The organism is Streptomyces sp. NPDC007088, assembly GCF_042869355.1.
GTDB lineage: Bacteria > Actinomycetota > Actinomycetes > Streptomycetales > Streptomycetaceae > Streptomyces.
Map to the genome: position 1 here is coordinate 72,591 of NZ_JBIAFO010000023.1, position 21,374 is coordinate 93,964.

The 21,374-nt window shown below is 73.6% G+C and carries 16 protein-coding genes and 1 pseudogene; 3 read left to right on the forward strand and 14 right to left on the reverse strand.

Annotation, left to right across the window (positions count from 1 at the left end):
• Positions 1–70 precede the first annotated feature (70 nt).
• The gene (locus tag ACFYMP_RS27620) at positions 71–403 is read right to left on the reverse strand and encodes a hypothetical protein (protein ID WP_388862608.1); all 333 of its coding nucleotides are present in this window, start codon (positions 401–403) and stop codon (positions 71–73) included.
• 206 nt (positions 404–609) lie between these two features.
• Entirely contained in the window at positions 610–2,481 is a 1,872-nt protein-coding gene (locus tag ACFYMP_RS27625; RefSeq protein ID WP_388862610.1) for a transketolase, read from the reverse strand.
• A gap of 525 nt (positions 2,482–3,006) precedes the next feature.
• Between ACFYMP_RS27625 and ACFYMP_RS27630 the strand changes: the two genes are divergently transcribed.
• Both ACFYMP_RS27630 and ACFYMP_RS27635 read left to right on the forward strand, forming a co-directional pair.
• Positions 3,007–3,366 carry a VOC family protein gene (locus ACFYMP_RS27630; protein WP_388862612.1) on the forward strand — a complete coding sequence of 120 codons (360 nt, stop codon included), beginning with the start codon at positions 3,007–3,009 and terminating at the stop codon, positions 3,364–3,366.
• Positions 3,367–3,507: 141 nt separating this feature from the next.
• Positions 3,508–3,900: a DUF6204 family protein gene (locus tag ACFYMP_RS27635; RefSeq protein ID WP_388862614.1), complete on the forward strand. Its 393-nt coding sequence runs from the start codon at positions 3,508–3,510 to the stop codon at positions 3,898–3,900.
• A 75-nt stretch (positions 3,901–3,975) separates the two neighbouring features.
• On the opposite strand, the gene ACFYMP_RS27640 is transcribed toward ACFYMP_RS27635, so the two are convergent.
• From ACFYMP_RS27640 to ACFYMP_RS27695, 12 genes and pseudogenes are all read right to left on the reverse strand, one after another.
• Complete coding sequence (locus ACFYMP_RS27640) at positions 3,976–4,527, reverse strand: GNAT family N-acetyltransferase (RefSeq protein WP_388862616.1); 552 nt, start codon at positions 4,525–4,527, stop codon at positions 3,976–3,978.
• Between the two features lie 34 nt (positions 4,528–4,561).
• Complete coding sequence (locus ACFYMP_RS27645; protein WP_388862618.1) at positions 4,562–6,331, reverse strand: CocE/NonD family hydrolase; 1,770 nt, start codon at positions 6,329–6,331, stop codon at positions 4,562–4,564.
• Positions 6,332–6,555: 224 nt separating this feature from the next.
• On the reverse strand, positions 6,556–7,503 hold the full coding sequence (locus tag ACFYMP_RS27650; RefSeq protein ID WP_388862620.1) for an LD-carboxypeptidase: 948 nt from the start codon (positions 7,501–7,503) through the stop codon (positions 6,556–6,558).
• Positions 7,500–9,485, reverse strand: coding sequence for a prolyl oligopeptidase family serine peptidase (locus tag ACFYMP_RS27655; RefSeq protein ID WP_388862622.1), 1,986 nt, complete (start codon positions 9,483–9,485; stop codon positions 7,500–7,502). The genes ACFYMP_RS27650 and ACFYMP_RS27655 overlap by 4 nt, the downstream gene beginning before the upstream one ends.
• A gap of 81 nt (positions 9,486–9,566) precedes the next feature.
• A complete protein-coding gene (locus ACFYMP_RS27660; RefSeq protein WP_388862624.1) occupies positions 9,567–10,919 on the reverse strand; it encodes a M20/M25/M40 family metallo-hydrolase in 1,353 nt (450 codons plus the stop codon).
• Entirely contained in the window at positions 10,912–11,754 is an 843-nt protein-coding gene (locus tag ACFYMP_RS27665) for a M55 family metallopeptidase (RefSeq protein WP_388862626.1), read from the reverse strand. The genes ACFYMP_RS27660 and ACFYMP_RS27665 overlap by 8 nt, the downstream gene beginning before the upstream one ends.
• A 161-nt stretch (positions 11,755–11,915) precedes the next feature.
• Positions 11,916–12,581 (reverse strand): potassium-transporting ATPase subunit C, encoded by a 666-nt coding sequence (locus tag ACFYMP_RS27670; RefSeq protein WP_388862628.1) that lies wholly within the window; start codon positions 12,579–12,581, stop codon positions 11,916–11,918.
• A gap of 5 nt (positions 12,582–12,586) precedes the next feature.
• Positions 12,587–14,704, reverse strand: coding sequence for a potassium-transporting ATPase subunit KdpB (gene kdpB, locus ACFYMP_RS27675; RefSeq protein WP_388862630.1), 2,118 nt, complete (start codon positions 14,702–14,704; stop codon positions 12,587–12,589).
• Positions 14,701–16,365 carry a potassium-transporting ATPase subunit KdpA gene (gene kdpA / locus ACFYMP_RS27680; protein ID WP_388862632.1) on the reverse strand — a complete coding sequence of 555 codons (1,665 nt, stop codon included), beginning with the start codon at positions 16,363–16,365 and terminating at the stop codon, positions 14,701–14,703. Before kdpA ends, kdpB begins: the two co-directional genes overlap by 4 nt.
• 10 nt (positions 16,366–16,375) lie before the next feature.
• Positions 16,376–16,465: a K(+)-transporting ATPase subunit F gene (kdpF, locus tag ACFYMP_RS27685; RefSeq protein WP_388862634.1), complete on the reverse strand. Its 90-nt coding sequence runs from the start codon at positions 16,463–16,465 to the stop codon at positions 16,376–16,378.
• Between the two features lie 350 nt (positions 16,466–16,815).
• Positions 16,816–19,305, reverse strand: coding sequence for an MFS transporter (locus ACFYMP_RS27690; protein ID WP_388862636.1), 2,490 nt, complete (start codon positions 19,303–19,305; stop codon positions 16,816–16,818).
• 410 nt (positions 19,306–19,715) lie between these two features.
• Positions 19,716–20,156: pseudogene (locus tag ACFYMP_RS27695) on the reverse strand (SRPBCC family protein); the annotation flags it as partial.
• Between the two features lie 167 nt (positions 20,157–20,323).
• Here ACFYMP_RS27695 and ACFYMP_RS27700 point away from each other — a divergent pair.
• On the forward strand, positions 20,324–21,361 hold the full coding sequence (locus ACFYMP_RS27700) for an Rv2578c family radical SAM protein (RefSeq protein ID WP_388862638.1): 1,038 nt from the start codon (positions 20,324–20,326) through the stop codon (positions 21,359–21,361).
• Positions 21,362–21,374 lie beyond the last annotated feature (13 nt).

Consider the following 21,374-nt stretch of genomic DNA (forward strand, 5'->3'; position numbering starts at 1 on the left):
CGGGGCCGTCCGCCCGGGACCGGGACCGCACCGCCCGCGAGCCCCGCCCGGTGGCCGCCCCGGCCGTGCGTCAGCCCCCGGCGGTGCGGTCGCGCAGTACGTCCGCGCGGTCCTGGACGTGGTCGGCGAGGCCCTCGATGGTGCGGGTGAGCAGCCCGTGGGCCGCGTCCCCGGCGCGGTCGCGCATCTGGTCGAGGAGTTCGGCGTACTGCGGGTTGGCCCCCAGGTAGTCGCGCACCGGCTCCCGCAGGTGGTCGGCGACGACGCCACTGACGCCCTGGAAGGTGAGCGGGCGGCGCTGTCCCGCGACGGCCGTGCCGATGGCGAAGGCGAGTTTGGCCTTCTTCGTGCGGCCCAGCAGGTAGCCGACGCCGAGTGCGATGCCCAGTGCGAGCCGATTCATGGTGCTGTCCGATTCATGGTGTGCCGTCCTGTCCCGATTCCCGTACGGCCGGGCCACTCTCGCGTGGTGCCTGCCTGGCGGGACGTCCCCTCGGGGGCCCCGCAGGGGCCGTGTACCCCCGTGGGGGCCGCCCACGGCGGGCGGCCCCCACGATTTTTCCGGCTTCTTCCGGCGGGTGGCGGGCGAAGGACGGCGGCCCGCCCGGCTCAGTCGACGACGGCCTCACCGACGAGCAGCCGTACGGAGGCGGCCACCGAGTCCGCGTCGATCCCGGCGGCGGCGAGCGACTCCTCGGGGGTCGCGGAACCCGGCATCGTGCGCACCGCGAGGCGGACCAGGCGCGGCGCGGGCCGGCCGTCGTCGAAGGCGCTCGCGACGGCGTCGCCGATGCCGCCCTCCGGGTGGTGGTCCTCGACGCTGACCAGGCAGCCGGTCTCCTCGGCGGCGGTGCGCAGCGTCTCCTTGTCGACCGGCTTGACCGAGTAGAGGTCGATCACGCGCACCTCGATGCCCTCGGCGGCGAGCGTCTCGGCCGCGGCGAGCGCCTCGTGCACGGTCTGTCCGGCCGCGACGATCGTGAGCCGGTCCGCCGTGCCGGAGCGCAGCACCTTGGAGCCGCCGACGGGGAAGGTCTCCTCGGGGCCGTAGAGCACGGCGTTCTTGCCGCGCGAGGTGCGCAGGTAGGAGACGCCGGGCAGGTCCGCCATGGCGGCGGTGAGCCGCGCCGTCTGGTTGGCGTCGCACGGGTAGAGCACGGTCGAGCCGTGCACGGCCCGCAGCATCGCGAGGTCTTCGAGGCCCATCTGCGAGGGGCCGTCCTCCCCGATGGCCACGCCCGCGTGCGAGCCGGCCAGACACAGCCGGACGTCGCTGACGGCCGCCATCCGGATGAAGTCGTGGGCGCGGGTGAGGAAGGCGGCGAAGGTGGCCGCGTACGGGGTCCAGCCACGGGCCGACATCCCGGCCGCGGCGGCGATCAGCTGCTGTTCGGCGATGTACAACTCGAAGTAGCGCTCGGGGTGTTCCTTGGCGAAGAACTCGGCGCGCGTCGAGTCGCCGACCTCCCCGTCGAGCACCACGACGTCCTTGCGGGCCCCGCCGAGGGCGGCCAGCGCCTCTCCGAAGGCGTTACGGGTCGCGACCTCGTCACCGCCCTTGGGGTAGCGGGGCAGATCGGGCTTGCCGTTCTCGCGCTCGGGGGCCTGCTTCGTGTCCTCGGGGGACGCGACCTGGATGCGCAGATCGCGGACGCCGCCCAGCTCCTCGATGGCCTCCTCGGGGTCCGCGAGCGGCTTCCCGTGCAGGCCCTCACGGTCGGCGGCGGCCTCGACGCCCTTGCCCTTGAGGGTGCGCGCCAGGATCACCGTGGGCTTCCCGGCCGTGGACGCGGCCTCGTGGTACGCCGCGTCGATCTGCTCGATGTCGTGACCGTCGATCTCGACCGTGTGCCAGCCGAAGGCGTGGAAACGGCGGGCGTAGGCGTCGAGGTCGTGGCCGTGCCGGGTGGGCCCGCGCTGGCCCAGCCGGTTGACGTCCACGATCGCGGTGAGGTGGTCGAGGTGGGCGGCGCCCGCCGCCTCGGCGGCCTCCCACACCGAGCCCTCGGCGATCTCGCTGTCCCCGCACAGCACCCAGACCCGGTTGTCGACCCGGTCGAGGTCCTTGGCGGCCAGCGCCATGCCGACGCCGACCGGCAGTCCCTGGCCGAGGGAGCCGGTAGCCACGTCGACCCACGGGATGCGGGGGGTGGGGTGGCCGTCGAGCCTGCTGTCCTTCTTGCGGAAGGTGAGCAGTTCCTCGTCGCTGACCACCCCGGCGGCCTTGAACGCGGAGTACAGCACCGGGGAGGCGTGCCCCTTGGACAGGATGAAACGGTCGTTGGCGGGCAGGTCCGGCTGGTCGAAGTCGTAACGCAGATGGCGCGCGAACAGGACCGCCACGAGGTCGGCGGCGGACATCGAGGACGTCGCGTGCCCCGAACCGGCCGCGTCGGTCGCACGGATCGAGTCGACCCGCAACTGCTGGCCCAGTTCGGCCAGCTCGGTCAGGTCGTCCGGGTTCATGGTGACGCTCCGCATGGTCACTTCTTTCGTTCGATTGCGCGTTCGATTAGGTTCCACTCGGCGGCAGCGCCGGTACCTCGCACCGACGGGCCTGCCGCGCGGAAGGCCCGTCGAGGCGACCACCGGCACGAGACGGGGCGGGGACTGTTCGAGTCCCCGCCCCCTTGGTGCCCAAACATCCCGGAACCGTCCGCTCCTCCCAGTATGGGCAGCTACGGCCTGGGCGGCACGGCGGGCGCCTCCCGCGGCGGCGGCGGAACGGCCACCGGGCCGGGCGCCGTCTCGGGGCGGCGCCCTGGTCGCGGTCGGCGCCGTCCTTCTCCCTTTCGGGCCGCGACGGGAGGTGCGGCGGGTTTCCCCCGCGCCCCCGAGCGGACGCCGGCTTCAGTGCCCGCCTGCCGCCCCGCGCTGCGGGCGGCGTCTGGGACGGGTTCGGTGGCGGTCATGCCCTGCGGGTACCCGCAGGGCGGCGGGCGACGCCCGGCAGGCGTTGGCGCGAAACGATCACGGCCGGCGGCCGGGCCAACTAGGCTCGTGGGCATGGAGATTCTCGGCACCACGCTGCGCGTCTGCGTGGACAACCTGGAGGTCATGGTCCCGTTCTACGAACGCCTCGCGGGCCGGCCCGCGCAGCGTTTCGAGCGCGGGGGCGTGTCGGTCGCGGCGGTGGGATGTTTCCTGCTGATGAGCGGGCCCGAGGCGGAGCTGGAAGTGCTGCGCCGGGTCGCGGCGACGATCGCGGTGCGGGACGTGGAGGAGGCCGCCCAGGTCCTCACCGCCTCGGGCGCACGGGTCATCGCCGGCCCGGTCGGCACCCCGGCGGGCCGCAACCTGATCGCGATGCACCCGGACGGCACCGTGTTCGAGTACGCCGACCAGGGCGGGAGCGCCACCGGCTGACCGGGGAGGGGTCCGGGGCCGGGACGGGTGCCGCCGCCGCGACGCTCGTGCGCCGGCCCGAAATCCCGAGGCGCGGCAGGCGGCCCGTCTTCTACGGTGGGTCCCGACCCCGCACCGGCCCTCAGCCCAGAACGGCACCCCATGAGCGAGCGTTCCCCTCTCGGCCCCGGCACCCCGGCGACCGGCCCCGCCGACCAGGAGCAGCACACGTACCGCGTCATCGTCCGGGGCGTCTGGGACGGGCTGACCGAGGCCGCGCGCGCCGAACTGCTCGCCGGGGCGGAACAGGCGCGGGATCTGGCCGCGATGCGGTTCACGCCGGAGGGCTCACTCAGCTACGACCGGACGCTCAAGCCGTTCTCCTACCGGTTCGAGCTGCGTTCGGCGGCCGGGGACGGCGAGGAGATGGCGGCGGCGCTCGCCGAGGACCGGGTGGAGACGGAGCTGCGGCGACGCGGTTTCGGCTTCCGCGATCTGCGCTCCACCGTCACCGACCTCGACACCATGAAGATCAACCGGAAGCACGGCCGCTGACCTCCCCCGCACGGGCGGTCAAGCCCGCGGCTCTGTCTCTCCCTACGCCCCTTCCGCCCCCTCACGCCCCTCGCGTCACGCCCTGAGGTCCGTCATCTCCGCCGTGAGCGCGAACCGTTCGTGGTCGCGCCACGCGCCGTCGATGAACAGGAAGTCGGGAGAGAAGCCCTCGTGCCGGAAGCCGAGCCGGCGCGCGAGGGCGATCGAGGCCGTGTTTCCGGGCTGCGCGTTGATCTCCAGCCGGTGCAGTCCGAGCGCGGTGAAGGCGTGCCGCACGACGAGGCCGAGGCCCTCCGTCATGAGCCCGCGACCGGCGGAGTGCGCGAAGGCGCCGTAGCCGAGCGCCCCGCAGCGGAACGCTCCGTGCACGATGTTGTTGACGGCCACGTATCCGGCGAGGGCGTCGTCCTCGCGCGTGCACACGAGGAAACCGGCCCGGCCGGGCTCCTCGACGAGGCGTCCGGCCCAGGCCGCGAAAGCGGCCGCGTCCCGGGGCGGCTGGAGCCAGGGGTGGTGGAGGGACACGCTCTCGCGCGCCCGCGCGGTGAACTCGTCCGCGTCGTCCAGGGTGAGGGGGCGCACGGCGACGCGCCCGCCCACCGCGAGGTAGGTGGCAGGTTCAGGCATCGGCCCAGGGTAATGCGCCGTCACCGGCCGCCGCTCAGCGCCCGGACGTCGTGGGCAGCCGCAGCACCCCTTCCCTGACGCGCACCGTGTACGTGGTCCTGTTGCCGTAGTGCGCGTCGTCGCTGCCCGCCACCACGAGCCGCAGCCGGTGACCGGGGGCGAAGCGGTGCACGATGCCGGGCAGTCGCACCGTGAAAGGGCGGTCCACGTCCGGCACCCGGACCGGGGCGACGAGCCGGCGGACCGGCCGCGCGGTGCCGTCCGGGGCGACGTCGAGCACCTTGACGAACAGGACGAGCCGGCGCGCGAGGTCCGCCGCCTTCTGGGCGCGGGCCGCCCGGGGCGCTTCGACGCGGAAGGTGGCCCCGGGGCTGCCGACGACGTCGAGTGGCGCGGTCAACGGCGCGGTGCTCCAGCCGAGATGGCCGCCGGGCAGGTCGTACGGCGGCGGGTCGGGGACGTGTTCGGAGAGCTGGGCGAAGGGGTTCTCGGTGTGGCTCGTGGGGAGGGGACCGCCCCGGTAGGTCCGGGTGTCCGGGCGGACCGCGTCGGCGTCCGCGACCAGACTGCCGTTCCCCGTCCCGTCGGGGGCGCCCGACACGTACAGGACGCGGCTGGGGGCGGGCGGGGCCGGGGCCGTGGCGTAACCGGGCGCCCAGTCGCGGAAGTAGGCGAAGGCGGGCCCCGGCGCGGCGGACCGCGGGCCCCGGCCGCGCCGCAGGTAGTGGTCGAACCAGTCCAGGACGCGCCGCCCGGTCCAGCTCGCGCCGAGGTCGGTGCCCGTGAGGTCCAGTTCGCCGGGCAGCGGTGAGCGCAGCCCGCCGCTGTGCCCCCAGGACTGCCAGATCAACGCCGACGGCACCCCCTGGGCGCGCAGCCGCCGCCAGGTCGCCTCGGCCTCGTCCAGGGTGAACAGGCTGTCCTCCTGCCCCTGTACCAGCAGTGTCGGGGCGCGGACGGTGCCGAGGTACGAGGCCGGGGACACCTCGCGGGCGTAGCGCAGGGCCTCGGCGGTGGGCCCTGGCAGGTAGCGCCCGGAGTCGAGCAGCCCTTTGAGGGCGCAGGCACCCGCGGCCATGTGCACGCAGCCGCCCCCGCCGGTCCTGGACGGGTCGAGGCGGGGGTGCAGCAGCCCCTGGGCCTCGCCGATGGCGTAGAAGCCGCTCGTCCAGCGCCACTTGTGCACGCCGGCCCCGGCGCCCGCGAGATCGGGGAAGAGGGAGTGCGCGAGGTCGTGCCAGGTGATGAGCGGGACGAGGGCGTCGACGCGGTGGTCACGGGAGGCGGTCGCGAACTGCACGGCCCCGCCGTAACTGCCGCCGATCATGCCGACCCTGGGGTCGCCGGGGCCGTCGAGGGTCACGAAACCGACGCGGGTCCCGTCGTCGGCGGTGCGCAGGCCCGCGAGGAAGTCCACGAGAGCGGAGGCGGCCCGGCCGTCCACCGCGGGGTCGTCGAGCGTGACCGGGCAGCCGCTGCGGCCGAACCCGAGGCCCGAGTAGGCGAGTACCGCGTACCCCTGGGCGGACACGGAGCGCGCGAGGGCGTCGGTCGTGCCGTCCCGCTTGCTGCCGCCGAAGCCGTTGGTGGTGAGCACGGCGGGCACCGGAGCGGTGGCGGAGGCGCCCGCGGGCCGGTACAGGTCGGCGTCGACGACGCACGTGCGCCCGCCCGCCCGCACGGTCAGGCGCAGCGCCGTCACCTCGGCCCGGACCGCCGCCTCCACGGTTCCCGCGGGCAGCAGGACGGTGAGCAGGGCCAGCAGGATCAGGACGGGGAGCGGGGGACGGCGGGGGCGGCGCACACGTACTCCGGCGGGCGAGGGGACGGAAGGGACCGGGGAGGCGCGGTCCGCACTGGTGACGGCGTATCAGGAATACGCCGGTACGGGGGATATGCCCACCCGAATCGGGACGTACGCGTGTGGGAGGGGCGGAAGTTGTCGCGGTACGCGGAAGGGGCGCCGAGGTGGCCGCGGCCGTCCTGGGCGCCCGGGACCTGCCGCGCCGAGCGGGGCGGGCCCGGGGTTCACACGAGGGCCGGTTCCTCCAGAGTCAGCGTGCCGGCGTCCGCGTCGAGGGTGGCGCGTACGCCGAGCGGCAGGGTCTGCGCGCCCTCGTCGTGGCCGAAGCCGAAGTGTTCGAGGACCGGGACGCCGAGCGGGGCGAGCCGGTCGCGCAGGACGGCGCGCACCTCCGCGTAGGGACCGCAGTCCTGCCACGAGCCGAGGACCACGCCGCGCACCCCGTCCAGGACGCCGGAGCGCAGCAGTTGGGTGAGGACGCGGTCGAGACGGTAGGGCTCCTCCCCCACGTCCTCCAGGAGCAGCAGTCCGCCCGCGCCGCTCGTGCGGGCGTGCGGGGTGCCGATCTCGGCGGCGAGCAGGCTCGCGCAGCCGCCGAAGGTGATGCCCCGCGCGCTCCCGGGCACGAGGGCGCCGCCTCGCGCCGCTTCGAGGACCCGCACGGTCTGCGGGGCGAAGAGCGTCGCGCGCAGGTGGTCCTGGGTCCGCTGGTTCTTCAGGAAGTCGGCCCCGGCGGTCATCGGCCCGTGCAGCGTCGCGAGGCCCAGGCGCCGGGCGAGGTTCTCGTGCAGGGCGGTGATGTCGCTGTAGCCGAGGAAGACCTTGGGGCCGGCCGCGCGCAGCGCCTCCCAGTCGAGGAGGTCGGCCATCCGCTGGGCGCCGTACCCGCCGCGCGCGCAGAACACCGCGTCGACGGCCGGGTCGCACCAGGCCGACTGGAGGTCGGCGGCCCGGTCGGCGTCGCCGCCCGCGAGGTAGCCGAACTCGGGGTGGCGGTCCAGGACGTGGGGTGCGGCCACCGGGTCGAGGCCCCAGCCGCGCAGCAGGTCGAGGCCGGACTGGAGGCGGTCCTCGGGGACGGGCCCGCTCGGGGCGACGACCGCGACCCGGGCGCCGGGACGCAGTCGCGCGGGCCGGGTGAGCGGGGTGAGCGGGGTGAGGGGCCCGGTCACGGGCGCAGTTCCAGGTGCGGGACCTCGGCGGCGGGGAACCCGAAGGTCTGGGCGTACAGGGAGAGTTCGGCCTCCAGGACGCGGATCAGGGTGTCCACGCGGCGGAAGCCGTGGCTCTCGCCCTCGAAGGTGACGTAGGCGTGCGGGACGCCGCGTCCGGAGATCCGGTCGAGGAAGCGTTCGCACTGGCGCGGCGGGCAGATCGGGTCGTCGAGGCCCTGGAGGATCAGGAAGGGCGCGGTGATGTCCTCGGGGTGCTGGGCGGGTGAGCGCTCGGCGTACCGCTCGGGGACCTCGGCGAGCGGGCCGACGAGGCTCTCCAGGTACTGGGACTCGAAGTCGTGGGTCTCGCCCTCGGCCCAGCCCGCGAGGTCGAGGATGGGGTAGAGGATCGTGCCGCAGGCGTACAGGTCGGTCGCGGTCAGGGAGGCGGCCGTGGTCCAGCCACCGGCTGAGCCGCCGCGGATCGCGAGGCGGGCCCGGTCGGCGAGGCCCTCGTCGGCCAGCGCGCGGGCCACGGCGGCGCAGTCCTCGACGTCCACGACGCCCCACTGCTCGCGCAGCCGTTCGCGGTAGGCCCTGCCATGGCGCACGGAGCCGCCGTAGTTGACCTCGGCGACGCCGATGCCCCGGGAGGTGAAGTAGGCGATCTCCAGGTCGAGGACGAGCGGCGCGTGCCCGGTGGGCCCGCCGTGCGCCCACACCACGTAGGGCGGGGCGGTGCCCTCGGGGCCGGTGGCCTCGGGGTGGTGCGGCGGGTAGAGATGGGCGTGCACCTCTCGGCCGCCGGGCCCGGTGAAGGTGCGGGCCTCGGCGGGCGGGTAGTAGGCGGGGTCGACGGCGTCCTCGTGGCGGGCGGCGACGACGCGGGCGTGTCCGGTGCCGGTGTCGAGTTCGACGATCTCGTAGCCGCTGCGCGGGCTCGCGGCGATGCCGACGACGCGCGTCCCGTCGCTGCCGAGGGAGGGGGCCCACTCGGTCCAGTCGCCCGCCGTGTCGACGAGTCCGCCGGTCGCGGGATCGAGCACGCCGAGCGCGGTGGTGCCCTCGCCGTGGATGACGGCGACCAGTCCGCCCGCGAGCGGCGCGAACCAGCGCAGCCCGATCTTCCAGAGCGGTCCGCCGAACTCCTCATCGCGCGGGCACAGGTTGACGGCGGCGCCGCTCTCGGGATCGACCCGGTGCAGGTTCCACCAGTCGCCGCGTTCGGTGGCGGCGAGGAGGCTGCCGTCGGGCGCCCACTCGGCCTGGGCGACGGCCTCTCGGGGTCCGCCGATGAGGGTGCGGGCCGGGCCGAGGACACCGTCCGGGCCGATCTCGGCGATCTTGAGTTCGGTGCCGTCCCAGGGCATCCGGGGGTGGTCCCAGGCGAGCCACACGGCGCGGTCGCCGTCCGGGGAGAGCCGGGGCCCGGTGACGAAGCGGTGGCTGTCGTCGCTCAGTGCACGGATCGCGGTGCGGTCCTCGGCGGCGGAGCCGTCGAGCGGGACGGCGGCGAGGACGCGGCGTACGTCGCTGGGGCCCTCGCCGGTGAACTCCTCCAGGACGCACCACACCTCGTCGCCGGCCGGGACGAGGACGGGGTCGCACCAGCGCAGCCCCTCGCCGACGGTGGAGAGCGGGGTGAGCGGGCGGGGCGCGGCGTCGGGCGCGTCCGGCTCGACCGCGTACAGCCGCTGGTCGCCGTGGTGGGAGAAGACGAGGAGGGGGCCGTCCGGTCCGGGGCGCGCGGCCCAGGGGGCGCCGCCGTACTCGATGACGCGGTTGCGCACGTTCCACGGCAGGGGCAGCACCGTCTCCTCGGTGCCGTCGGCCCGCCGCCGTACGAGTGCGCGACGGCCGCCCTCCGCGGGGCGGGGCGCGGTCCACCACAGTTCCGCGCCGACGTAGGCGGCGTACTCGGGGCGGCCGTCGTGGCTCGCCGCGGTCCTGGCGTCGATCGGCGAGGGCCAGGTGCCGTACGGCAGCGGGGTGACTCCCATGGTGCTCTTCCTCTTCGTCGTCTCTCCCGTACGGCGCTGTCGTACGGTGGCGTGGCACGGGCTCGGGCGGGGGGGGGCCGGTCAGGCGGTGCGCAGGAAGCGGTCGAGGACCCGGACCCCGAAGTGCAGGGCGTCGACGGGGACGCGTTCGTCCACGCCGTGGAACAGCTTCTGGTAGTCGAAGCCCACGGGGAGCCGGAGCGGGGAGAAGCCGTACCCGGTGATGCCGAGCCGGGAGAACTGCTTGGCGTCGGTGCCGCCGGACATGCAGTAGGGAAGGGTGCGGCCCTCGGGGGCGAACTCCTCTACGGCCGCGCGCATCCGGGCGAAGGTCGGGGAGTCGACGGGTGCCTGGAGGGCCTTCTCGCGGTGGTGGAAGGCCCAGTCGACGTCCGGTCCGGTCAGTTCGTCGAGGGTCGCGCGGAACACGTCCTCGGCGCCCGGCAGGAAACGTCCGTCGATCAAGGCGCGGGCCTCGCCGGGGATGACGTTGACCTTGTAACCGGCGTTCAGCATCGTCGGGTTGCTGCTGTTGCGCACGGTGGGCTCGACGAGGGCGGCGGCCGGTCCGAGCTTGCCGAGCAGCTGGTCCACGTCGAGGTCGGGGGCGTCGACGTCGACGGCGACCCCGTACAGCTCGGCGAGTTCGGCGAGGGCGGCCCGCACCGTCGGGGTGAGCCGCACCGGCCACTCGTGCTCGCCGATGCGGGTGACGGCGGCGGCGAGGCGGCTGACGGCGTTGGCCCGGTTGACCTTCGAGCCGTGCCCGGCGCGGCCCCGCGCGGTCAGCTCCAGCCAGCCCGTGCCGCGCTCCCCCGCCGCGATCGGGTAGAGCTGGTTGCCCGCCCCGTCGTGGAAGGTGAAGGCCCCGGACTCGCCGACCCCCTCGGTGACGCCCTCGAAGAGGCCGGCGTGGTGCTCGGCGAGGAACTCGGAGCCGTCGGCGGCGCTCGCCTCCTCGTCGGCGGTGAAGGCGACCACGACGTCCCGGCGGGGCCGGGCCCCGGTGCGCTGCCAGGAGCGCAGGACCGCGAGGATCATCGCGTCCATGTTCTTCATGTCGATCGCGCCGCGGCCCCATACGACGCCCTCGCGCACCTCGCCGGAGAACGGGTCGACGCTCCACTCGGCGGGGTCGGCGGGCACCACGTCGAGGTGGCCGTGCACGAGCAGGCCCTCGGCCGAGGGGTCGGTGCCGGGGACGCGCAGGACGAGGTTGGCGCGGCCGGGGGTGCGCTCCAGCAGCACGGGATCGAAGCCGGCGTCGGCGAGGCGTTCGGCGCAGTACTCGGCGGCCGGGCGTTCCCGGCAGTCGCCGCCGCCCCGGTTGGTGGTGTCGATGCGGATCAGCTCGGAGGTGTACGTGACGACCTCGTCGAGGGCGCGGGCGTCGGCCCCCTCGGGGTGCTGTCGGGGCGCGGTGCGGTCAGCCATACTGCTCCTCCACGGCCGAGGAGGCGACCGTGCACACCGTCTTGAAGGTGCGGTACGCCTCGTACATCGTCGGGCTTTGGAAACGCACGCGGCGCTCCCCCGAGCGTGCGACGCCGGGGACGGCGCTGACGGTCTGCGGGAGATGGTCGGCGTCGAACTCGACCTCGATGGTGAACGGCCCCCCGCGCACCGGTTCGTACCGTCCGGCGAGCTCCACGGCCTCCTTGGCGGCCGCGCGGATGTCGGCGGCGGTACGGGAGGGGGTGCGGCAGATCGCGGCGTACCGGGAGACGTGGTCCTTGACGGCGACCTTCCGCGCCTCGGGCGCGTAGCCCTCGGCGTCCTCGCAGGTCCGGTCGTCGCCGGTGACGAGGACGACGGGGATGCCGTACTCGGCGACGAGGTGGGCGTTGAGCAGTCCCTCGCTCGCGCGCACCCCGTTGAGCCACACCCCGGTGAGCTGGTTGGCGAGGAAGGTGTGGGCGAGGACCCCCTCCATCCCGGCGCCCGCGTGGTAGCCGACGAAGGCGATGGCGTCGGCCTGCCGGGCGCCGGTGTACTGGGCGCCCTCGACCATGCTGAGGTCCTTGTGCTTGCCGGTGAGCATCTCGACGCGCTCGTCCATGCGCTCCAGCAGCAGGTTCCGCATGGTCGAGTGGGCCTCGTTGACGAGGACGGAGTCGGCGCCACCGTCGTAGAAGCCCTTGACGGCGGCGTCCACGTCGGAGGTGAACAGGGGCCTGCACCGTTCCCACAGGGGGGTGCCGGGCAGCACGTCACCCGGCCAGGTGACCCCCGTCGCGCCCTCCATGTCGGCACTGATCAGAATCCGCACACCGTTCTCCCTCCGTCGGTCACCGTTCCTCGGCCGTCCGAGTAGATCTTGCGGCACCCGCCCAGGTCAATGGTGGGGCCACGCGGTGCTCGGGGCGCGCGGAGGGCGGCTCCCCCCGGTGGGGAAGCCGCCCTCGCGGTGGCGCGCGCGGGACCGGGCGCTCAGGCGCCCGTCATCTCCCGCAGCGCCACGTTGAGTTCGAGGACGTTGACGCGAGGCTCGCCGAGGAAACCCAGGACGCGGCCGTCCGTGTGACGTTCGACGAGTTCCGCCACCCGGCCCACCGGCAGTCCGTTGCGTTCGGCGACGCGGTGCACCTGGAGCCGGGCGTAGGCGGGCGAGATGTCGGGGTCGAGCCCGGACCCGGAGGAGGTGACGGCGTCGGCGGGCACCCGGGCCGGGTCGACGCGGTAGTGGGGCGTCGAGTTGTCCCTGACCACGGCGTCCTTGGCCTCCTCGACCCACCGGATCAGTTCCGGGTTGTCGCCGGAGCGGTTGGTGGCCCCGGAGAGGAGCAGCCGGTAGCGGGTGTTGACGCTGTTGGTGCCGAGCCCGTTGGAGGGCCGGGGCTGGAACCACCTGAGATCGGGTCGCGGGGTCTTCTCCCCTTTTCCGGCCGGGAGTTCGTAGCGCTGGCCGATGAGCCGGGAGCCGACCACGTGGCCGTCCTCCTCGATCTGCGAGCCGTTCGCCCGGCCGGGGAAGAGCCCTTGGGCGATACCGGTGACGGCCAGGGGATAGACCACCCCGGTCAGCAGGGTCAGGACGAGAAGGGCGCGCAGAGCGGCCCACAGGAGGCGGCTCGTGGTTGCGAGGGACGTGTGCATGAGGTTCACCCGATGCCGGGGACGAGGGAGACGAGCAGGTCGATGAGTTTGATGCCGAGGAAGGGGGCGAGCAGACCGCCGAGGCCGTAGACCGCGAGGTTGCGGCGCAGCAGGGCGTCGGCTCCGGCGGCGCGGTGGCGCACGCCCCGCAGGGCGAGCGGGACCAGCGCGACGATGATCAGCGCGTTGAAGATCACGGCCGAGAGGATCGCCGACCGCGGCGAGTCCAGGCGCATGATGTTGAGCTTGTCGAGCCCGGGATACGCGACGGCGAACATCGCGGGGATGATCGCGAAGTACTTCGCGACGTCGTTGGCGAGGGAGAAGGTGGTCAGGGCGCCGCGCGTGACGAGCAGTTGCTTGCCGATCGCGACGATCTCGATGAGTTTGGTCGGGTCGGAGTCCAGGTCGACCATGTTCCCGGCCTCCTTGGCGGCCGAGGTGCCGGTGTTCATGGCCACGCCGACGTCGGCCTGGGCGAGGGCGGGGGCGTCGTTGGTCCCGTCACCGGTCATCGCGACGAGCTTCCCGCCGGACTGTTCCCGGATGATCAGGGCCATCTTGTCCTCGGGCGTGGCCTCCGCGAGGTAGTCGTCCACGCCGGCCTCCGCGGCGACCGCCTGTGCGGTGACCGGGTTGTCCCCGGTGATCATGACGGTCCTGATGCCCATGCGGCGCAGCTCCTCGAAGCGCTGGCGCATGCCGGGCTTGACCACGTCCTTGAGGTGGACGACGCCCAGGACCCGGGCCCCGGCCGCGTCCCGCACGGCGACGAGCAGCGGGGTGCCGCCCGCGCGGGCGATCTCCTCGCTGATCCCGGCCGCGTCGGGGGACGGGCGGCCCCCGTGGTCCCGGACCCAGGCGAGGACGGCGGCGGTGGCGCCCTTGCGGACCTGCCGCAAGCCGTCCGGGCCGCCGCCCGGGAGGTCGGCGCCCGACATGCGCGTGCGGGCCGAGAAGCCGGTCCACGCGGCGTCGGGCAGGTCCTCGCGCCGCCGCTCGGGCAGCCCGTGGCGCTCCCGGACGAGGACGAGGACGGAACGGCCCTCCGGGGTCTCGTCGGCGAGCGAGGAGAGCTGGGCGGCTTGTGCGAGTTCGCCCGCGTCGACGCCTTCGACGGGCAGGAGGGCGACGGCCTGCCGGTCGCCGAGGGTGATGGTGCCGGTCTTGTCGAGCAGCAGCGTCGAGACGTCGCCGGCCGCCTCGACCGCGCGCCCCGAGGTCGCCAGGACGTTGCGCCGTACGAGCCGGTCCATTCCGGCGATGCCGATCGCGGACAGCAGGGCCCCGATGGTCGTGGGGATCAGGCACACCAGGAGGGCGGTGAGCACGGCCGTCGGCTGTTCGGCACCGGCGTAGCGCGCGAAGGGCTGGAGGGTGACGACCGCCAGCAGGAAGACGACGGTCAGCGAGGCCAGCAGGACGTTGAGGGCGATCTCGTTGGGCGTCTTCTGCCGGGCCGCCCCCTCGACGAGGGCGATCATGCGGTCGGCGAAGGTCTCGCCGGGCCGGGTGGTGATCCTCACGACGATCCGGTCGGACAGGACGCGCGTACCGCCGGTGACGGCCGAGCGGTCGCCCCCGGACTCGCGCAGGACGGGGGCGGACTCACCGGTGACGGCCGACTCGTCCACCGACGCGACGCCCTCGATCACGTCGCCGTCGCCGGGCACGAGGTCGCCCGCCTCGCACACCACGAGGTCGCCGACGTTCAGCCGCTCGCCGGGCACCCGCTCCTCGGCGCGGCCCACGATCCGCCGCGCGACGGCCTCGCCGCGGGCCTGGCGCAGCGCCTGGGCCTGCGCTCTGCCCCGGCCCTCGGCGACGGCCTCCGCGAGGTTGGCGAAGACCGTGGTGAGCCACAGCCAGGCGGCGACGGCCCAGCCGAAGCCGTCCCCGGGGTGCAGGCAGGCGAGGACCGTGGTGAGGACCGAGCCGGCCTCGACCACGAACATGACGGGCGAGCGGACCATGACGCGCGGGTCGAGCTTGCGCAGCGCCTGGGGGAGGTAGCGCAGCAGTCGGGCCGGGCCGAGCGGCCCTCCGCCCGCCCCGCCGGGCTCCGGGGAATCGCCCCGGGCCCGGTCCGGGACGGGAGCCCGGGTGGGGGTCGTGGTGCTCATGAGGCGAGCCCTTCGGCGAGCGGTCCCAGCGCGAGGGCCGGGAAGTAGGTGAGTGCGGTGATGATGAGCAGCGTGCCGAGCAGCAGACCGGTGAACAGGGGTTTCCCGGTGCGCAGCGTCCCGGCCGTCTCCGGAACCGGCCGCTGCCCGGCGAGGGAGCCGGCGAGCGCGAGCACGAGCACCATCGGCAGGAAGCGGCCGAGGAGCATCGCGAGGCCGGTCGTCGTGTTGAACCACTGGGTGTCGGCGTTGAGCCCGGCGAAGGCGGAACCGTTGTTGTTGGCGCCCGAGGTGTAGGCGTAGAGGATCTCCGAGAATCCGTGCGCGCCCGGGTTCGCCATGGAGTGCGCGGGCGTCGGCAGGGCCAGCGCGAAGGCGGTGAACCCGAGGACGAGAGCGGGTGTGACGAGAAGGGAGAGCGCCGCGAGCTTGATCTCCCTGGCGCCGATCTTCTTGCCGAGGTATTCGGGGGTGCGGCCGACCATGAGCCCGGCGACGAACACCGCGATCACGGCGATCACCAGCATTCCGTAGAGCCCCGAGCCCACGCCGCCCGGGGCGATCTCGCCGAGCTGCATACCGAGCATCGTGATTCCGCCGCCGAGCCCGGTGAAGGAGGAGTGGAAGGAGTTCACCGCGCCGGTGGAGGTGAGCGTCGTGGCGACCGCGAAGATGGAGGAACCGCTCACCCCGAAGCGGTTCTCCTTCCCCTCCATGGCCCCGCCCGCGAGATCGAACGCCGGGCCGTGGTGGGAGAACTCGGCCCACATCATGAGGGCCGTGAAGCCGAGCCAGACGCAGGCCATGGTGGCGAGGATCGCGTAGCCCTGGCGCGGCGAGCCGACCATGCGGCCGAAAGCGCGGGGCAGGGCGAACGGGATGAGGAGGATCAGGAAGACCTCCAGCAGGTTGGAGAGCGGATTCGGGTTCTCGAAGGGGTGGGCGGAGTTCGCGTTGAAATACCCGCCGCCGTTGGTGCCGAGCTCCTTCACGGCCTCCTGCGAGGCGACGGCCCCGCCGTTCCACTGCTGGGCGCCCGTGGTGAACTGCCCCACCTCGTGGATGCCGGAGAAGTTCTGTATCACCCCGCAGGCGACGAGGAGCACGGCCGCGACGAGGGAGACCGGCAGCAGGACGCGTACGGTGCCACGCACCAGATCGGACCAGAAGTTGCCCAGTTCCCCGGTGCGGGAGCGGGCGAAGCCGCGCACCAGGGCGACGGCCACCGCCATGCCGACGGCGGCCGAGACGAAGTTCTGCACCGCGAGCCCGCCGGTCTGCACGAGGTGCCCCATCGCCTGTTCCCCGTAGTAGGACTGCCAGTTGGTGTTGGCGACGAAGGAGGCGGCGGTGTTGAACGCCTGGTCGGGGTCGATCGAGGCGAATCCGAGGGAGCCGGGGAGGACCCCCTGGAGCCGCTGGAGCAGGTAGAGGAGGAGAAGCGAGACGAGGGAGAAGGCGAGGACCGCGCGCAGATAGGCGGGCCAGCGCATCTCGGTGTCGGGGTCGACGCCGAAGGAACGGTAGATCCCTCTCTCGACACGCAGATGCGTGCGCGCCGAGTAGACGCGCGCCAGATAGTCGCCGAGCGGGCGATGAGCGAGCCCCAGCGCCACCACGAGGGCGAGCAACTGGAGCGCACCGGAAAGGGCTGGGCTCATGACGGCGTCCTCAGAACCTCTCCGGACGCACCAGTGCCAGGACGAGATATCCCAGCAGGGCCACGGCCACGACGAGACCCGCGGCGTTCTCGGCGCTCACAGTTTCGCCACCCCTTGGGCGACGAGGGCCACCAGCGCGAATACCGCGCACGTGGTGACCACGAAGGCCAGATCGGCCATCGCGCACTCCTGAATTCATCCGCCCGCACGGGGAGGTGCGGGCGGAACGGTTGTTCGGACAGAGTGAGCAAACCCCCTTTCCGCACCCGCCGGGACCCGCGTTGACGGGTCCGATACGGCACCGGCCCCGCTCTTGACGGCTCCCGTACGGCGGTCTTGACGGCTCCCGTACGGCGGTCTTGACGGCTCCCGTACGGCGCGGGGCGCGGACACGCGGCGGGGCCCCGGCGTCCTGACGCCGGGGCCCCGCGGGAGGAGGAGCGGTACCGCTCAGTCCTCGTGGCCGAGTTGCAGGTCGCGTTCGGTGCGGCCGCCGCCCGCGACCTGGAGGACGGTGGCGACCGGCGGGTAGCCGGCCGCGATGACGGTGTACTCGCCGGAGGAGAGGTCCACGAAGCGGAAGGTGCCGTCCGCCTCGGTCGTCAGGGTGTCGACGACGTTGCCTGCGGCGTCCAGCAGGGTGACGCGCGCGTCCTCCACGGGGCGTCCGCCGCGCGCCCGTACGGTCCCGCGCAGCACGGCCCCGCCGGCCAGTTCGATGTCCTGCCGGGTCTCGCGCGACGCCTGCACGGACAGCGGGAGCGCGGCCGGGCGGAAGGCCGTGGCGCTGGCCGCGAGGGTGTACTCCCCCGCCACCAGATCGCTGATGACGTACCGGCCGTCCCGTCCCGAACGGGTCGCGGAGACGACCTCGCCGCGTACGTCCGTCAGGGTCACGGAGGCCCCCGCGACCGGGGTGCCGTCGGCGGTCGTGACGGTACCGGCGAGGCTGCCGGCGCCGCCGAGGACGACGTCCAGTTCCACGGGGCGCTCCGCGACGGTGACCGTGACGGCCTGCGGCTGGTGGCCGCCGGCCGCGGCGATCAGCACGTAGGAGCCGGCGCCCGGCGTGGCCAGCGCGTACCGGCCGTCCTCGCCGCTCGCGCCCCGGCCGACCTGCTGCCCGGACACGTCGATGAGGGTGAGCGCGGCGCGCGGCACCGCGCTGCCGTCGGGGTGCTGCACGCTCCCGCAGACCGGGACGCCCGCGCCGAAGGGGGAGCGCGTCGCGGGCAGCCGCACGGTGTCGACGGCCTCCTCGGGCACCCGCTCCGGCTCGGGCTCGGCGGCGGGCGTCTGGTGTGCGGCACTGGACACGAGGGGGGTCTCCTTCAGGAAGCAGGCGATCAGCAGCCCGAGGGCGAGCACCGGCACGAGGTAGAGGAAGATCCTCGGCATCGCGTCGACGTACGCCTGGATGTAGCCGTCCCGTACGGCCTCGGGCAGCCGGTGGACGAGTTGCGGGGTGACCGACTCGGGGTCGGGCAGGGCCGCCGAGGCGGGCAGCCGGTCGGCGAGGGCGTCGGCGAGCCGGCCCGCGAACAGGGTGCCGAAGACGGCGGCGCCGACGCTGCCGCCGATCTGCCGGAAGTAGTTGTTGGCGCTGGTCGCGGTGCCGAGGTCGCGCGGGCGGACGGCGTTCTGCACGGCGAGCACCAGCACCGGCATGACCAGCCCGATCCCGGCGCCGAGCACCGCCATCCACACGCTGTACGTGAACCGCGAGGTGTCGATCTCCAGCCGGGAGAGCAGCCACATGCCGACCACCGACAGCGCGCCGCCCAGGATCGGGTAGATCCGGTAGTGGCCGGTGCGGCTGATGAGCTGCCCGGCGAGGATCGAGGCGAGGACGACGCCGCCCATCATGGGCAGCATCAGCAGCCCCGACTCGGTGGCGCTCGCCCCGTCGACCATCTGCAGGTAGCTCGGCAGGTAGCTCGACGCGCCGAACAGCGCGACACCGACGACGGCGCCGACCAGCCCGGTGATGTTGAAGGCCCGGTCACGGAACAGCCGCAGCGGGATCAGCGGCTCCTCGGCGAAGTGCTCGGCGAGCAGGAACAGGGCGGTGGAGACGAGCGCCCCCGCGGCCAGGCCGATGATGACCCCGGAGCCCCACGCGTACTCGGTGCCGCCCCAGCTCGTCAGCAGCACCACGCACGCGGAGGCCGCGGCGAGCAGCAGCGCGCCGGGCACGTCGAGCCTGGCCTTGCTGCGCGGCCTGGGCAGTTTGAGGACGACGGTGATGACGGCGAGGGTCAGCAGGCCGAAGGGCACGTTGAAGTAGAAGCACCAGCGCCAGGAGACGTGGTCGGTGAAGAAGCCGCCGAGCAGGGGCCCGGCGACCGAGGCCAGACCGAACCCGGCCCCGATCAGGCCCATGTAGCGGCCGCGCTCACGCGGCGGGACGATGTCGGCGATGATCGCCTGCACACCGATCATGAGGCCGCCCGCACCGACGCCCTGAACGGCGCGGAAGGCGATGAGCTGGTCCATCGAACGCGACCAGCCGGCCAGCGCGGAACCGATGACGAACACGATGATGGCGAACTGGAAGACGCCTTTGCGCCCGAAGAGGTCGCCGAGCTTGCCGTAGATCGGCAGGCCCACCGTGGAGGTCAGCAGATAGGCGGTGATCGCCCAGGACATGCGGTCCAGCCCGTGGAGTTCACCGACGATCTTCGGCAGGGCCGTCGCGACGATCATCTGCTCCAGCGCGGCGAGCAGCAGCGCGAGCATGAGGCCGATGAAGACGGTGCGGACCTGGGAGCGGGTCAGCTCCGGACGGGCGGCCGGCTCCGTCTCTCCGGGCGGCGCGGGCGGCCGTTCGGAGCCCGGGGCAACGAAATGGCCTTCGGCGGGCGGTGGTTCCAGCCCCGGCCCCCGTCCGTCCTGCTCGGCCAGCCGCGGCCAGTTCTCCGCCAGCGTCGTCCCGCTCACCCAGTGCTCCCCTCGTCACGCTTGCGCCGTCCCTTTTCTCGCATCGTGTGACAAGGGGGAGCAAGCGCGGAAAGTCACCGGAGTACTACGGTGCGTGCGCCGCGGTGGGCGTTACGGCCGGTGAGAGCCCTACGGCGTACAACGGCCGGATGCGGGAAACCACCCGAACCGGTGAGGAGGAGTCCGGGCTTTTTCGGGCGGCAGGTTGACCCCCGGAGTTGCCGGGCGACCCGCCGTTGCCAGAACAGCGGCCCGCCGGGGGCGAAGCGCCGGCGGGCCCGCCCCTCGACGAGGGCCGGGCCCGGTGGAACACGCCCGCCGCTCGGCGGTCAGGAGGCGGCGCTCTCCCCGTCCCCGGCGGACGGCGCGGCGGGCCTGCCCTCCGGCTCGGCGGAGGAGGCCGCGGACTTCTTCTCCGTCTCGGCGGCCAGGTTCGCGAGGAGCGCGTCGTAGATCCGGGCGAGCCCCTTGGGCGCGAAGGTCCTCTCGAAGAAGCCGCCGATCCCGCCGGCGCCGTTCCACACGCTCGTGACGACGACGCGGGACCGGCCCTCGCCCGCCGGGGTCACCGTCCAGGTCGTGACCATCGAGGAGTTGCGGTCCTTCTCGACCAGTTCGCCGTCGGTGGGCTCGGTGACGTCCAGGAGGCAGTCCCGAACACGCTTGCTGGTGGCCTGGAGCTTCCAGTGCACGAGGGTGCCCTCGCCGTCCCCGCCCTCCCGCACCTCGTACTCGCTGAAGTGCTCGGGCTGGAGCCTGGCCCGGGTGCCGCTGTAGTCGGCCAGGGCGTCGAAGACGTCCTCGGGACCGGCGGCGACGATCCGCTGCGTCGTGGCTTCGACCTGCGCCATTGCACTTCCTCCAGAGACCTAGGGGACTCACTTCCGCCCGCTTCACGGACGGCGGACCCCAGCCAACCACCGAGGCGCACCGGCACCAAAATCGGGTCCGCAGCGATCAAGGGAACAAATGTTCTATTGTTCGGGAGCAGCCGGTCCGCTACCCCGAGGAGGCCGCCATGCGCTGGGAGAACCTCGCAGACGACACGACCGCGAACGGCGCGCTCTTCGGCGCCGACGCGGTCGTCACCCGCACCTTCGACACCCCGGAGTTCCGGGGAATCACCTTTCACGAGGTCCGCGCCCGCTCGATCCTCAACCGCGTACCGGGCGCCTCGCGCATGCCGTTCGAATGGACGGTCAACCCCTACCGGGGCTGCTCGCACGCGTGCGTCTACTGCTTCGCCCGCAAGACGCACAGCTATCTCGACCTCGACACCGGGCTCGGTTTCGACAGCCAGATCGTCGTCAAGGTGAACGCGCCCGAACTGCTGCGCCGGCAGCTGGCCTCCTCGCGCTGGCAGGGCCAGCACGTCGCGATGGGCACCAATGTGGACTGCTACCAGCGGGCCGAGGGGCGGTACGCGCTCATGCCCGGGATCATCGAGGCGCTGAGCAAGCGCGCGAACCCCTTCAGCATCCTGACCAAGGGGACGCTGATCCTGCGCGATCTCGGCCTGCTGGAGCGGGCGGCGCGGATGACCGAGGTGGGGGTCTCCGTCTCGGTCGGCTTCGTCGACGAGGAGCTGTGGCGCACGGTCGAGCCGGGCACGCCCGCGCCCCGGCGCCGGCTCGACGTCGTACGGACCCTGAGCGAGCGCGGCATCGGCTGCGGCGTGCTGATGGCGCCCGTGATCCCCTTCCTCGGCGACCGCCCCGAGCAGTTGCGGGCCACCGTCCGCGCCGTCGCCGAGGCGGGCGCGACCTCGGTCACCCCGCTCGTCCTGCACCTGCGCCCGGGGGCCCGGGAGTGGTTCATGGCCTGGCTGGAGCGCGAACACCCCGCCCTCGTGCCGCGCTACGCGCGGATGTACGCGGACGGGGCCTACGCGCCGACGTGGTACCAGCGCCGGATCACCCGTCAGGTGCACGAGTTCGCGCGGGAGTACGGCATCGGCCCGGACCGCCCCGGGGCGGCGCGCAGGATCACCCCGAGCGCCCCCGCGCACGCGCCCGGGGGCGATCCGGCGGAGCCGACACAACTGACGCTCCTGTGAGCCGGGCGCGCGG

Excerpts from the sequence above, each read along its gene's own strand:
- ACFYMP_RS27660 (WP_388862624.1), bottom strand. The coding sequence starts at position 10,919 with ATGGCTGACCGCACCGCGCCCCGACAGCACCCCGAGGGGGCCGACGCC.
- kdpA (WP_388862632.1), bottom strand. The coding sequence starts at position 16,365 with ATGAGCCCAGCCCTTTCCGGTGCGCTCCAGTTGCTCGCCCTCGTGGTG.
- ACFYMP_RS27640 (WP_388862616.1), bottom strand. The coding sequence starts at position 4,527 with ATGCCTGAACCTGCCACCTACCTCGCGGTGGGCGGGCGCGTCGCCGTG.
- ACFYMP_RS27625 (WP_388862610.1), bottom strand. The coding sequence starts at position 2,481 with ATGCGGAGCGTCACCATGAACCCGGACGACCTGACCGAGCTGGCCGAA.
- ACFYMP_RS27630 (WP_388862612.1), top strand. The coding sequence starts at position 3,007 with ATGGAGATTCTCGGCACCACGCTGCGCGTCTGCGTGGACAACCTGGAG.
- ACFYMP_RS27620 (WP_388862608.1), bottom strand. The coding sequence starts at position 403 with ATGAATCGGCTCGCACTGGGCATCGCACTCGGCGTCGGCTACCTGCTG.
- ACFYMP_RS27655 (WP_388862622.1), bottom strand. The coding sequence starts at position 9,485 with ATGGGAGTCACCCCGCTGCCGTACGGCACCTGGCCCTCGCCGATCGAC.
- ACFYMP_RS27670 (WP_388862628.1), bottom strand. The coding sequence starts at position 12,581 with ATGCACACGTCCCTCGCAACCACGAGCCGCCTCCTGTGGGCCGCTCTG.
- kdpB (WP_388862630.1), bottom strand. The coding sequence starts at position 14,704 with ATGAGCACCACGACCCCCACCCGGGCTCCCGTCCCGGACCGGGCCCGG.
- ACFYMP_RS27700 (WP_388862638.1), top strand. The coding sequence starts at position 20,324 with ATGCGCTGGGAGAACCTCGCAGACGACACGACCGCGAACGGCGCGCTC.
- ACFYMP_RS27635 (WP_388862614.1), top strand. The coding sequence starts at position 3,508 with ATGAGCGAGCGTTCCCCTCTCGGCCCCGGCACCCCGGCGACCGGCCCC.